The sequence below is a fragment of the Aminobacter anthyllidis genome (assembly GCF_018555685.1).
Lineage (GTDB): Bacteria > Pseudomonadota > Alphaproteobacteria > Rhizobiales > Rhizobiaceae > Aminobacter > Aminobacter anthyllidis.
This window is the reverse complement of sequence record NZ_JAFLWW010000008.1, coordinates 107,054-120,367: the sequence shown is the minus strand read 5'-3', so window position 1 is coordinate 120,367 and position 13,314 is coordinate 107,054. Positions and strand designations below refer to the sequence as shown.

The window sequence follows — 13,314 nt, the reverse complement described above, 5'->3', positions numbered from 1 at the left end:
ATGAGCGGATCGAATACCGCCGCGAATGGACGAAATAATTCCTGGCTCGACTTGGTGCGAGCCATGGCGATCATTCTGGTTCTGTTACGTCACGGAGAACGTGCACTTGGCCATGAGGCTGACTTCGGGCCGTTGCAAACGATCAGCATCAACGGATGGATCGGCGTCGACATCTTCTTCGTGCTATCCGGGTATCTGATCGCCAGCCACCTTCTGCGGGCTGGCATAGGCACGGGCCATTTCAGCTTCGGTCGCTACCTGGTCATGCGAGCGTTGAGAATCGTGCCGGCATATCTCGCAGTGATCGGGCTGATCCTGTTCGGTGCCTTTCCATTGTACACGATAGATGAGAACCAGCTGTTGCTGCGTGTCGGCTATCATCTGCTGTTCCTTCAGGACTACCTGCCTTCAAACATAAATGTCGTGTTCTGGTCGCTGGGTGTCGAAGAGAAGTTCTACCTGTTGGCACCTGTGTTGATATTCGTGGTGCTAAGATGCCGCTCCACAACCGGCAAGGCGACCATTCTGGCAAGCTGCTTCCTGCTCCCCGTCCTTCTCAGGTTCGAGGCATATGCGCGGGTGGAAGCACCCATCGACTACACCCAGTTTTTTCGGGTTTTCCGTAGTCCGTTCCATATGACGGTCGAAGGGCTGGTAGTCGGAGTTGCCATAGCCGTGGTCCAGGCCAGCGGACATTTACGCCCCTCCGGATCAAGGGGAATGGTCATCTTGGTCGCGTCAACAGTTCTGTTGCTCGGCTGGATGTCATCGCATGACTTTATGGCCGAGATCGATATGACCGATGCGGTATGGCAACCGGTGGCCGTAGCAATCATCGCAGGTGGTTTGACACTTGGAGCGGTGCTTTTGGGCGGCACCAGCATGCCCGCCCATCGGCCAGTCAACATGCTGGCGCGCTTGAGCTATTGCCTCTACCTTGTCCACTTGCCGCTGATCCCGACGGCAGTCGCAATCGCTACGTCCAAGGGCATGTGGCTGTTCTGGCCGATTTATCTAGCTCTGAGCCTTGGGGCGGCCGTGCTGCTTCACGTGGCTATCGAAAAGCCCTTCCTGTTGTGGAAAGACCGGATAGCCACGCGCCAAACGATCGGCGCGCCGATTTCCGCAGCCTAAGCTCGCAATTTTCACCCGCGCCCGACATAAGGCATCTTGGTCGCCATGACCGTCATGAACAGCACGTTGGCGTCGAGTGGCAGGCCGGCCATGTAGACCACCGCCTCGGCGACGCGGGCTACGTCCATCACGGCTTCCGCTGAAATCGAACCGTCCGCCTGCTGCACGCCGATCGTCATCGGCACCGCCATTTCGGTCAGCGCATTGCCGATGTCGATCTGGCCGCAGGCGATGTCGAACGGACGGCCATCGAGCGCCAGCGTCTTGGTCAGGCCGGTGGTGGCGTGCTTGGTGGCGGTATAGGGCACCGAACCGGGACGCGGCGCGTGCGCCGACACCGAGCCGTTGTTGATGATCCGCCCGCCCATCGGCTCCTGCCGGCGCATCGCGGCAAAGGCCGCCCGCGAGCACAGGAACGTGCCGGTGAGATTGACCGACACGACGGCGTTCCAGGCCTCGACAGGGATCTCGTCGATTGTCGAGGCCTTGTAGCCCATGCCGGCATTGTTGAAGAGCAGGTCGACCCGGCCGAACGCCTCGGTGATGGTCTCGAACATGTCGTCGACCTGGTCGGGCTTGGTCACGTCGCAAACGACGGCCAACGCCTTGGCGTCGGTCTTGCCGGCATCGCTGATTGCCTCATCGAGCGCGTGCTTGCCGCGGCCGCAGAAGACGGTGTTCCAACCGTCCTTGAGCAAGGCCGTAGCCACCGCCTTGCCGATGCCCTTGCCGGCGCCGGTGACCACCGCGACCCTGTTGCTTGCCATGATGAAGCTCCTGCGCATGACCGATCGCCCGCGGCAGATCATTGGTAGCGCTTCAGTCTAAAGCGCCACCAGAAGCAAAACCAGTCAGTTGTTCTGAACGAAGGGTGGAGGCGAAGGAAAGCGGCCACACAAAAAGGGCGGTCATTGGCGACCGCCCAGTTTTTGATCGAACCGTGCTTGGGAGGAGGAGAGCCGATCCGAATAAGAAAATGATGCGCTTGGTCGGTTAACAAATCCTTAACGCGAAAAGCCGCCTTTTAGCAGCTATCGGGCGCATCACGAACGCTGCTACCAGCGCGGATTGACCGACGGCACAGAAGTCGGTTGAGCCGGCACCTTGACGCTCGAAACCGTCGCTTCGACATGGTCGACAAGCGCGTCCGGCAGCTGCAGCCGACCAGCGAGCAGGTCGAGATAGCCACGCTCGGCGCGGCTGTCGGGATCGATGGCCAGGCGCGAAGCGGTGTAGAGCTCGACCTTCTGCGCCTCGGTCTGGGCGGCGGCGACGATCGAGTCGAGATCCAGCGGCGAATTGAGTTCTTCCATCAGGAACTGCTCGGCATCCGGGCCGATGCCCGACATGCTGAGCTTGTCACCGATCTTCTTGCGCTCGTCTTCGTCGATATGGCCGTCAGCCTTGGCGGCGGCAATCATGGCGCGGATCAGCGTCAGCACGAACTCGGTCTCACCCTGCGGGGCCTGCGAGGGGTGGAAGGAATTGTCGCTCGGCGGCGGCAGAAGCTGCGGCTCGGCATCGGAAGCAGCTGCGGTCTGCTCGGGAGCATTGCCGGCCTTGTAGTTCTGGTAGGCCTTGTAGGCCAGGCCGCCGATGGCAGCGAGACCACCGACCTTCAGCGCCGTGCCGGTGACCTGACGGCCGGCACCGGTACCGAGCAGCACGGCGACCAAAGCGCCAGCGGCAAGCGGATTGTCCTTGGCCAGTTGCGTCGCCTGCCCGGCCTTGTCGCGCACGGTGGAGCCGGTGCCTGGGATCTTGGAGCCGAGGAGATCGTCGAGCAGCTTCTTGGGGTCGAACATGGATGCCTCCGGTTGGGAATGTCGGTCGCCGAGAGGTAGGCGGACGATCAAGACATTACAATGACGCCGGCCAATTTGGCGAGGCCAGCGGGAGACGGAGGGTTAACTGCCGATATGGGGGCCCGAGCCGCGTTGTTCTGCAAGCTCTACTTGGCGATGACGCTCGGCGTAGCGGGCGCGATCCTCGACAGTGCGGGCGTCATGGCAATGCGGGCACGAAATCCCTGCCTCGAACTTCGGCGACAGAAGCTCCTCGGGCATAAGCGGATGACGGCAGGCACGGCACAGTTCGGCCTCGCCCACGGCAAGCCCGTGCGACACCGACACGCGTTCGTCGAAGACGAAGCACTCGCCTTGCCACAGGCTCTGCTCCGTGGGCACCTCTTCGAGATATTTGAGGATGCCGCCCTTGAGGTGGAAAACGTCGTCGATGCCGAGCGACTTCACATAGGCTGTCGCTTTTTCGCAGCGGATGCCACCGGTGCAGAACATCGCCACCTTCTTGCCCTCGAGCTCGCTGCGGTGGTTTTCGACCCAGGCTGGGAACTCGCGGAAACTCTTGGTCTGCGGATCGACAGCGCCCGAAAACGTGCCGATCGACACTTCGTAGTCGTTGCGGGTGTCGACGACGATGGTGTCCGGATCGGAGATCAGCGCATTCCAGTCGCCCGCCTCGACATAGGCGCCGACGCTGGCAAGCGGATCGATGCCCTCGACGCCCATGGTGACGATCTCGCTCTTGAGCCGCACCTTCATGCGATGGAACGGCATCTCCTCGGCGGCACTGTACTTGACCTCGAGCGCTCCGAATTCCGACGTGTCTTCGAGATGAGCGATCAGTTCGGCGATTGCCTCTTCGGTGCCAGCGACGGTGCCGTTGATGCCCTCGCGCGCCAGCAGCAGCGTTCCCTTGATGCCACGGCCGCAGCAGAAGGCAGCGAGCGGGGCGCGCAGCGCCTCGTAACGCTCGAGCCGGCAGAAGCGGTAAAGCGCGGCAACGCGGAAAAGCGGCTGGGGTGTGGATAGATTCATGGCGTGAGCCACTAACGCTTTGGCCCATTATTTTCAACGCGCGGCTGAAAGTAGAATGATTACAGGTAGTTCGTGATTCGGCTCAGGCTTCGCGACGGAACAAATCGCTGTTCGCTTTTCCACGCCTGCCGAAACCGGGCGACAATGGCCGCTGCGAAATGGAGAATGTCGCGCATGTTCAGCAGGCAGACGGCAACGGAAATCGAAAAGGCGGCCAGGGAATTCGGGCTGGAGCCAGCGGCGCTGCTCGCCATCGCCGAGATCGAGAGCGCCGGTCAGGTGTTCGCCAAGGTCGACGGCCGCAATGAGCCGCTGATCCGCTTCGAAGGCCATTATTTCGACCGCAGGCTTTCCGGCGCCGCGCAGGACCGTGCGCGCGCGGCGGGCCTCGCCTCGCCGACGGCCGGCACGGTCGCCAATCCGCGTGCGCAGGCGGGGCGCTGGCAGATGCTCGACAGGGCAGCCGATATCGATCACCAGGCCGCGTATGAATCGACATCCTGGGGCCTCGGCCAAGTGATGGGCGCGCATTGGCAATGGCTCGGTTTCGCCGATGTCGATGCCCTTGTGACCGAAGCGCGCTCCGGTGCTGCCGGCCAGGCACGGTTGATGGCGCGCTATCTCGACAAGGCGGGGCTGGCCGATGCGCTCAACAGGCACGACTGGGAAGCCGTCGGCCACGGCTACAACGGACCCGGCTTTCGCAAGAACGGCTACCACCTCAAGCTGGCGGAAGCCTACAGCAGGCAGATCGACGGCCCTGCCCCCGGCGATCGCACGATGACGGTCGGCTCGCGCGGCGAGCTAGTCACCGAGTTGCAGGAAGCGCTGGTTGCCCTGGGATACCCTGTCGATACGGACGGCATCTACGGGCCGGGCACGGCTGCCGCGGTCAAGCAATTCCAGGCCGATCATGGCCTTGCTGCTGACGGCATAGCGGGCGAGCGCACCCAGGCTGCTATCGGAAAGGCCCTGCCCCTCGACGGCAGCGGTTTGTGGTCGAAACTGAAGCTGTGGCTCGCCGGGATTTTCGGCAAGGCATAGACCGCAGGCGCCACAAAGACGCCTGGCATATCGGCGAATGTCGCAGGCCCCGCCGTGACCGCCAGACGGGCGCAACACCATGTCGCTACAGGCTTCGTGGACTCGGAATGGCGGGTCTGTTAAATCGGTTGAAAAAAGTGACAGCGGAGCGAATGCCATGACCAGCAAAACCCAGAAACTGCTTGCGCTGCTCGATGGCCAGCCAGTCATTCCGGTGCTGAAGATCGAGCGCGCGGCTGATGCCGTGCCGTTGGCCCGCGCGCTGGCACGTGGCGGCCTGAGAGCGATCGAGATCACGCTCAGGACCGACGAAGCACTGGAATGCATCCGCCGTGTCGCCGCCGAGGTCGAGGATTGCATCGTCGGCGCCGGCACCATCTTGAATGCCCGCCATTTCGACGAGGCCGTCGCCGCCGGCTCGAAGTTCATCGTCAGCCCCGGCCTGACGCGTGAGTTGTCCGCCCACGCCGCCAGCAGTGACGTGCCGCTACTGCCGGGCACCATCACGCCGGGCGAGATCATGGCCGCGCTTGAAGCCGGCCTCGACTTCCTGAAATTCTTCCCGGCCGAGCAGGCCGGTGGCGCGCCCTTCCTCAAGGCACTGGCGTCGCCCATCGCAGGCGTGAAATTCTGCCCCACCGGTGGCATTTCGGCGAAGAACGCCAAGGATTATCTCAGCCTGCCGAATGTCGTGTGCGTCGGCGGTTCATGGGTTGCGCCCGACGACATGGTCAAGTCGGGCGACTGGGCCGGCATCGAGGCGCTCGCCGCCGAGGCGAACAAGCTGCGCAAGAGCTGAGGGCTTTCCTTCCCCCTTTTGGGAGAAGGTCACTTTCCCAAAAGAAAAAGCCGCGCGGGTTGCCCAGCGCGGCTTTTTTTTGATGTCCGGTTCGTCAGTTCGTCTGGAAGCGCGCCACCGAGAGGAACTTGACCGCGCTGCCCGAGAAGCGGTGGGCATCGGCGGCCTGATTGCCTTGCTGGAAGCCGGCCGTATAGACCTCCTTCGGCGCAGTGCGGACCATATTGTAGGCAAAGCCCGGGGCCTTGGTATTGGTCGTCACGGTCGTCACCTGCTCGCCACTGCGCAGTGCCCAGCGGGCGGCATCGGGCACGGCGGCGACGACGACTGCCTTAGGCTCGGGCTTGGCTTCCTGAGCGAGAGGCCGGGCCGACTTGCGCGTCGTCTTGACGTTGCCGCCGACGGCCGCGGCAGGATCGGTTCCGGCCGAGGCCGTAGTGATCGCGGCCTTGGGCGTAGCAGTGGCAACCGTCTCAGGCTGGTCGAATACGGAACGCGGCTCCGGCTGAGGCGCAAGGGAGGCGATTTCGAGCTCGTCCTGGCCGGACTCATCTTCGGCAGGAATGTCGTCCGCCGCAGCCAAGGCGGCTTCGACGGTCATGTCCTGCGGACGGGCCGACGGCAGCGGTGCCGTGACGTCGCTGGCAGTCGCCGGCACGTCATCCGTCGAGGCCAGCGCCATCAGCACGCTCTGGTTCTCGGGCTTGAGCTCGGCCGGCGGGTTGTAGTTCGGGCGCCAGGTCGGCAGCGGCACATTGGCTGCGATCTGCTGCTCGACTGCGGTAGGCGGCTCGCCTTCGGCTACTGGCGCCGAAGCCGCGCCAAACGGCACGTTTTCAGCGGTCGCCAAACCAACCTCGGCCTGCGGCCGCGGGGCCATGCCAGGCAGCGGGACACTGCGCGCCGGCAGGGCTGCGATGATGGTTTCGGGCGCCTGCTGGTCGGGCGCCTCGTCAGCGACCTGCGGCAGCTCGGCACGCTGGGCATTTTCAGGCGCAACGATCTGGATGCCTGGCAGTGGCTTGGCTGCAGCCGGCGCTTCGGCGATGGCCTTGGCGGGAGCGCGCTTGGGCTGAACGGCCGCCACGGCGATCTCGCCGGTATCCTCTTCCTCGTCGGCACCGCCACCGCCGAACAGCGCGGCAAACAGGCCGCCGCTGCGCTTGGCAGGTGCCGCACTGGCGAGCACGAGGTCGCCACTCTTCTTACGCGACTGATAGGAGGCGAGCGCCTGCTCGAAACCGGGCAGCGGCTTGCCGTCGCTCGGCACGTGCAAGGTCTTGCCGGACGGGAACACGGCGACGAGTTCGCGGCGGCTCATGCGCGGCCAGTGGCGCACATTGCCGACATCCATGTGGATGAAGGGTGAACCGGAGCGCGGATAATAGCCGACGCCGCCGGCCTGGACACGCAGGCCCGCGTCGCGCAGCTTCTTGAGCGGCACGCCGGGAACGAAGAAGTCCATCGCCTTGCCGAGCATGTGCTGGCTTTTTTCGGCAACGCCGCTGGAGCGGCTGCGCAGCAACGAATTGGTTGCCGGCGAGCGGTACGCCGAAACGACGTGAATGTAATCGCGGCCACCAGCGGAACGATACGCTTCCCAGACCACGTCAAACAGACGCGGGTCCATCTTGGTCGGCTCGTTGCGACGCCAGTCGCGCAGGAACTGATTGAGTTTCTTGAGCCCGGCGGCGTCATACCTGCCGTTGCGCTTGTACGTGATCTCAGCCTTTTCACCCGTATGGGTGTAATAAAGCTTGAGCGTCCGCGTCTCGGCGGAGGCAGTTGCCTGGGAAGCTGTCAGGAAACCAAAAGTCAACATCGCGGCGGTAAGCCACTTTTGCCAGACGTTCGATTTCGAGTGACGCCCTTCGGTGTTCTCGATCCTATTCAAATCAAAAGGCCCTGTTAGGCTGCCATCTGTCCCCGGATTTGAAGCCCGGACACGCTTACGGATTCGCGTCCGAATATCGATCCTAATGGTTAATCACTGCTTATTGAAGGCGAAATGCGGTAACACCATGGCGATATCCCAGCAAAAAGGAATCGCGCCTTTTCATGGTAAACCACTGGTTTAAACCACAAAAACACCACTGAACAAATACGCACGAAACTGTACACCGCTGCGGCCCGCAAGCGACACGCAAGCTTTAATTCAAAATCGGCGGCAACAAAATATCAAGAGGCGAGTCGTTCGCTGCGACCGGTCTCGGGATCGATGCCGTATTCCTTGAGCTTACGATACAGCGTCGAGCGGCCGATTCCCAGCCGCCGGGCGACCTCGCTCATCTGGCCGTTGTAGTGGTCGATGGCCAGCCGGATCATCTCGAATTCGACATCGGCGAGCGGGCGGACATTGCCGCGCTCGTCGAGCGCGCGCAGCGTTCCCGGCCGGACGCGCTCCGGCGCCGAGGACAGCACCGGCGTTGGCACGAACTTGTCGGCACCGCCATCCGCAACCACAGGCGCCGCATCGCCACCGAGATCGACGACGCCCTCGACCTGCGCGCGGATCTGCGGGAACTCGTCTTCGGTGAGCACATCGCCTTCGGACAGAACGCATGCTCGGAACACCGCATTTTCCAGCTGGCGAATGTTGCCAGGCCAGTCATAGGCCTGAAGCAGCGCCAGCGCGTTTTCCGAGATCATCGGGATCCGGCCATGCGGGCTTGCCGGCGCGACGCGTGAAATGAAATGGCTGACCAGCAGCGGAATGTCGTCGCGGCGGTCGCGCAGCGGCGGCACGAAGATCGGATAGACGTTGAGCCGGTAGAACAGGTCCTCGCGGAACTTGCCGTCCTTGACCTGCTGCAGGAGGTTGCGGTGCGTCGCCGAGATCAGCCGGATGTCGACCTTGACCGTCGAGCGGCCGCCGACCGGGTCGACCTCGCCTTCCTGGACCGCGCGCAAAAGCTTGACCTGCACGTCGAGCGGCAGGTCGCCGATCTCGTCGAGAAAAAGCGTGCCGTTATTGGCTTCGACAAACTTGCCCGCATGCTTGTCGGTGGCACCGGTGAACGAGCCCTTCTCGTGGCCGAACAGGATGCTCTCGACAAGATTGTCGGGAATGGCGCCGCAATTGACGGTGACGAAGGGTTTCGAACGGCGGTCGCCGGAGCCCTGGATGGCACGGGCGACGAGTTCCTTGCCGACACCCGATTCGCCCTCGATCAGGATCGGAATGTTGGATGCCGACGCCTTCTGGCCGAGCCGGATGACCCGGTCCATGGCCGGGCTTCGGGTGACCATGTCGCGGAAGGTCAGCAAGCCGCTGCCGCGGCGCGCCGTGCGCCGGACCTGATCCTCGACTGCCTCGACCTTGAGCGCGTTGGCGATCGCCGCCAGCAGCCTGTCCGGCGAGGCCGGCTTGACGACGAAGTCGAAGGCGCCGTTGCGCATCGCCGAGACCACTGTCTCGATGCCGCCTTGCGCGGTCTGGACGATGACGGGAAGTGCGATGCCTCGCTCGCGCATCGCCTTGAGCACGCCGATACCGTCGAGCCCGGGCATGGAGAGGTCGAGAATGATCACGCCGATCTCGCCGGCGCGCGGGCCGTCGAGGACGCGCAACGCGGCCTCGCCGCCATCGACAGCCATTGCGGTATGGCCAAATTTCGTCACCGCCGCGTCGACAAGGCGACGTTGGACGGGATCGTCATCGACTATGAGAATCGAACCTGCCATGAATGTCCGCAATATGCCCGCAGCTGCTGATTGGATGTGGATCATCCTGGCACAGGGTTCTAAATAAGGTTTCAAGAAAGCCGGTGAACGAATCCCTTAGGATTGAATCAAACCGGCAAATGAGCAGTAAAAAGGAAGACGCGATGCGTTGGAATTCCGGGCAACAGATGTCGGCCACCGCCTCCGCCGGAAGCGCGGCAGGGCTGGGCGATCTGCCCGAATGGGATCTTGCCGACCTCTATTCCGGCATGGATGCGCCGGAGCTGGCTCGCGACCTGGAAAAGGCGTCGAACGATGCGGTTGCCTTCGAGGCGCGCTGGAAGGGCACCCTTGCCATAGAGGCCGGGCGCGGTTCCGCCGGCAAGCTTGGCGAGGCGATGCGCACCTATGAGGCGCTGGAGGAGCTGGTCGGCCGCGTGGTCTCCTATGCCGGGCTCGTCTATGCTGGCGACACGTCCGATCCCAAGCGCTCCAAGCTTTACGGCGACGTGCAGGAAAAAATGACGGACGCCAGCGCGCATCTTTTGTTCTTCGCGCTCGAACTCAACCTCGTCGACGATGCGCTGATCCTCGATGCGCTCGATACCGATCCCGCCTTCGGCCACTACCGCCCCTGGGTACTCGATCTCAGGAAGGACAAGCCCTACCAGCTCGAAGACCGGGTCGAGCAACTGTTCCACGAAAAGTCGATCACCGGGCGCGGCGCCTGGAACCGGCTGTTCGACGAAACCATGACCGATTTGCGCTTCAACATCGGCGGTGAGGAGCTGGCGCTCGAGCCGGCGCTGAACATGCTCCAGGATCCCGACGGCGAGATCCGCAAGGCGGCGTCCGACGCGCTTGCCGCGACGTTCCGCAAGAACCAGCGCGTCTTCACGCTGATCACCAACACCTTGTCCAAGGACAAGGAGATTTCCGACCGCTGGCGCGGCTTCGAAGACATCGCTGACTCGCGCCACCTCGCCAACCGCGTTGAGCGCGAGGTCGTCGATGCGCTCGCCGCCGCCGTTCGCGAGGCCTATCCGCGCCTGTCGCATCGCTACTACAAGATGAAGGCCAAGTGGCTCGGCATGGAGGTGATGAACCACTGGGATCGCAACGCGCCGCTGCCCGAGACGCCGCAGGCGATGATCGGCTGGGATGAGGCCAAGGATACAGTGCTGACCGCCTACCAGCGCTTTTCGCCTGAAATGGCCGAGATCGCGCGCGATTTCTTCGATCGCCGCTGGATCGACGCGCCGGTGCGACCGGGCAAGGCACCCGGCGCCTTCGCCCATCCGACAGTGCCTTCTGCGCACCCTTACGTGCTGCTCAACTACATGGGCAAGCCGCGCGACGTCATGACCCTGGCCCACGAGCTCGGCCACGGCGTGCACCAGGTGCTGGCCGCCGGCCAGGGTGCGTTGATGGCCTCGACACCGCTGACGCTGGCCGAGACGGCAAGCGTGTTCGGCGAGATGCTGACCTTCCGCTCGCTGCTCGACCGCACCACCGACAAGCGCGAGCGCAAGGCGATGCTGGCGCAGAAGGTCGAGGACATGATCAACACGGTCGTGCGCCAGATCGCCTTCTACGAGTTCGAGCGCAAGGTGCACTCCGAGCGCAAGAACGGCGAACTGACCTCCGACCAGCTCGGCCAGTTCTGGCTCGAGGTGCAGGCCGAGAGCCTCGGGCCGGCGATCAAGCTGCGCGAAGGCTACGAGGTGTTCTGGTCGTACATCCCGCACTTCATCCACTCGCCCTTCTACGTCTATGCCTATGCCTTCGGCGACTGCCTGGTGAACTCGCTCTACGCGGTCTACCAGAACGCCGAGCGCGGTTTTCAGGACAAGTATTTCGAGATGCTGCGCGCCGGAGGCACCAAGCATCATTCGGAGCTTTTGAAACCGTTCGGCCTCGACGCCACCGATCCCGCCTTCTGGCAGAAGGGGCTCGCCGTCATCAGCAGCCTCATCGACGAACTGGAAGCGCTGGACTGAGCTCCAGCACTTTCCCAGGCGACTGAAATCATGACTGGTCCCCAATCTCCCTTCGTTCTGTTCAGGGACGACCCCGCCGGCCGCGAGGTGCTGTTTGAGGCACCACGCGAGATCATCGTTGCGCATGACGCGACCGATTTCTTCCCGGCATTGCAGGCCGCGCAGAAGGCGCATGAGCAAGGCAAATGGCTCGCCGGCTATTTCTCCTACGAGGCCGGCTATCTGCTCGAACCGAAACTCCGGCCGCTTTTGCCGGAGGGGCGGCGCACGCCGCTGGTCTGCCTTGGCGTGTTCGACCAGCCCTCGGACCGCGACCGCGCGCCGTCACGCGAGCCCGTCACCAATGGGCCGATCTTCGATGCCAAGGCGACATGGTCGCAGGCCGACTATGAGCGCCGGTTCCAGAAGCTGCATCAGCACCTGCGCCAGGGCGACTGCTACCAGGCCAACCTGACCTTTCCGGTCCATGCGCAGTGGTCGGGCACCCCGCTCGACGCCTTCGACGCGCTGATCGCCCGCCAGCCGGTGAAATACGGCTCGCTGGTCTCGCTTGGTGGCCCTGTGGTGCTGTCGCGCTCGCCGGAGCTGTTCTTCGAGATCGACAGCCAGGGCTGGATCGAGACCCATCCGATGAAGGGCACCGCCCCGCGCGGCAAGACGCCCAAGCAGGACGCCGAACTCCGGGACTTCCTGCGCAACGACGAGAAGAACCAGGCGGAAAACCGCATGATCGTCGACCTGCTGCGCAACGACATCTCGCTGATCAGCGAGGTCGGCACGCTCGATGTGCCCGAACTGTTCCGCATTGAAAGCTATCCGACCGTGCACCAGATGGTGAGTACCGTGCGCGCCAAACTGCTGCCCGGCCTCAGCATCGAACAAGTCTTCGCCGCACTGTTCCCATGTGGCTCGATCACCGGCGCGCCGAAGATCCGCGCCATGGAGATCCTGCGCGAGCTGGAAAGCACCCCGCGCGATGTCTATTGCGGCGCCATCGGCTGGATAGCGCCCGGCGGCACGATGCGGTTTTCGGTGGCGATCCGCACCATCACGCTGCATGACGACGGCGAGGCCGTCTACAATGTCGGCGGCGGCGTGGTGTTCGATTCGACCGCGGAGTCGGAGTATGCGGAATGTCTTCTGAAAGCGCGCTTCGCCACGGGCACGGTGCCGGCTTCGAACTGATCGAGACAATGCGCTGGGAGCCGGTTGGCGGCTTCCTGCGCGGCGAGCTCCACCTTGCACGGCTCAAGGCTTCGTCGGAAGCACTGGGCTTCAGTTTTGACCGCGAAAGCGTCGAACAGAGCCTGAAGCGCGCGGCTGCTGGAGATTTCGCCTTGCGTGTCCGGCTCGCCCTTTCACCGGATGGCAGCACCGACGTCACCACAGAGCCATTTGCACCGCTTGCGCCCGATGCCGTGTGGACGATTCGCATCGCCGAAGCGCGTCTCAACAGCTCGAACGAGCTGCTGCGCCACAAGACGACGCGCCGGGAAGCCTATGACCGCGCCCGCGCCGAGTTTTCCCGCGAAAAGGCGGACGAAATGATCCTGCTCAACCAGGCAGGAAACGTCTGCGAAGGCACCATAACCAGCATTTTTGTCGATTTCGGCGACGGCGGGCCGCTCCGGACGCCTGCACTTGCCTGCGGACTGCTTGCCGGGGTTTTGCGCGGCGAAATGCTTGCGCGAGGCGAAGCGGTCGAGACAACCTTGAGCTTAGATGACCTCAACAGCGCATCAAGACTGTGGGTCGGAAATTCGCTACGCGGGTTGATCGCCGTAAAGCTGGCGCGAGGTTAGGTTTGACTCACCGCCATAGTCGACTACATTGTCTC

The 13,314-nt window shown here is 63.3% G+C and carries 11 protein-coding genes; 6 read left to right on the top strand and 5 right to left on the bottom strand.

What is annotated here, in order from left to right; translation table 11 throughout:
- A complete protein-coding gene (locus J1C56_RS24535) occupies window positions 1-1,134 on the top strand; it encodes an acyltransferase family protein (RefSeq protein ID WP_214392623.1) in 1,134 nt (377 codons plus the stop codon).
- Window positions 1,135-1,145: 11 nt separating this feature from the next.
- Here J1C56_RS24535 and J1C56_RS24530 read toward each other — a convergent pair whose 3' ends face one another.
- The 3 genes from J1C56_RS24530 to trhO form a co-directional block, all read right to left on the bottom strand.
- On the bottom strand, window positions 1,146-1,901 hold the full coding sequence (locus J1C56_RS24530) for an SDR family oxidoreductase (protein WP_214392622.1): 756 nt from the start codon (window positions 1,899-1,901) through the stop codon (window positions 1,146-1,148).
- A gap of 288 nt (window positions 1,902-2,189) precedes the next feature.
- Window positions 2,190-2,939 (bottom strand): tellurite resistance TerB family protein, encoded by a 750-nt coding sequence (locus tag J1C56_RS24525; protein ID WP_214392621.1) that lies wholly within the window; start codon window positions 2,937-2,939, stop codon window positions 2,190-2,192.
- 102 nt (window positions 2,940-3,041) lie between these two features.
- Window positions 3,042-3,971, bottom strand: a complete 930-nt coding sequence (gene trhO / locus J1C56_RS24520) for an oxygen-dependent tRNA uridine(34) hydroxylase TrhO (RefSeq protein WP_214392620.1) — start codon at window positions 3,969-3,971, stop codon at window positions 3,042-3,044.
- A gap of 174 nt (window positions 3,972-4,145) precedes the next feature.
- Here trhO and J1C56_RS24515 point away from each other — a divergent pair, with 174 nt between their 5' ends.
- Window positions 4,146-5,015 (top strand): N-acetylmuramidase domain-containing protein, encoded by an 870-nt coding sequence (locus tag J1C56_RS24515; RefSeq protein WP_214392619.1) that lies wholly within the window; start codon window positions 4,146-4,148, stop codon window positions 5,013-5,015.
- Window positions 5,016-5,172: 157 nt separating this feature from the next.
- The gene (locus tag J1C56_RS24510; protein WP_214392618.1) at window positions 5,173-5,814 is read left to right on the top strand and encodes a 2-dehydro-3-deoxy-phosphogluconate aldolase; all 642 of its coding nucleotides are present in this window, start codon (window positions 5,173-5,175) and stop codon (window positions 5,812-5,814) included.
- 94 nt (window positions 5,815-5,908) lie between these two features.
- Here the strand turns inward: J1C56_RS24510 and J1C56_RS24505 are convergent, their stop codons facing one another.
- Window positions 5,909-7,636: a peptidoglycan L,D-endopeptidase MepK gene (locus J1C56_RS24505; protein ID WP_214392617.1), complete on the bottom strand. Its 1,728-nt coding sequence runs from the start codon at window positions 7,634-7,636 to the stop codon at window positions 5,909-5,911.
- A gap of 356 nt (window positions 7,637-7,992) precedes the next feature.
- The gene (locus J1C56_RS24500; protein ID WP_214392616.1) at window positions 7,993-9,498 is read right to left on the bottom strand and encodes a sigma-54-dependent transcriptional regulator; all 1,506 of its coding nucleotides are present in this window, start codon (window positions 9,496-9,498) and stop codon (window positions 7,993-7,995) included.
- A gap of 143 nt (window positions 9,499-9,641) precedes the next feature.
- On the opposite strand from J1C56_RS24500, the gene J1C56_RS24495 reads away from it, so the two are divergent.
- The 3 genes from J1C56_RS24495 to J1C56_RS24485 are packed head-to-tail and all read left to right on the top strand — an operon-like array spanning window position 9,642 to window position 13,279.
- A complete protein-coding gene (locus J1C56_RS24495; protein WP_214392615.1) occupies window positions 9,642-11,477 on the top strand; it encodes a M3 family oligoendopeptidase in 1,836 nt (611 codons plus the stop codon).
- 30 nt (window positions 11,478-11,507) lie between these two features.
- Window positions 11,508-12,662 carry an aminodeoxychorismate synthase component I gene (locus tag J1C56_RS24490; RefSeq protein WP_214392614.1) on the top strand — a complete coding sequence of 385 codons (1,155 nt, stop codon included), beginning with the start codon at window positions 11,508-11,510 and terminating at the stop codon, window positions 12,660-12,662.
- The gene (locus J1C56_RS24485; RefSeq protein ID WP_214392613.1) at window positions 12,611-13,279 is read left to right on the top strand and encodes an aminotransferase class IV family protein; all 669 of its coding nucleotides are present in this window, start codon (window positions 12,611-12,613) and stop codon (window positions 13,277-13,279) included. Before J1C56_RS24490 ends, J1C56_RS24485 begins: the two co-directional genes overlap by 52 nt.
- Window positions 13,280-13,314 lie beyond the last annotated feature (35 nt).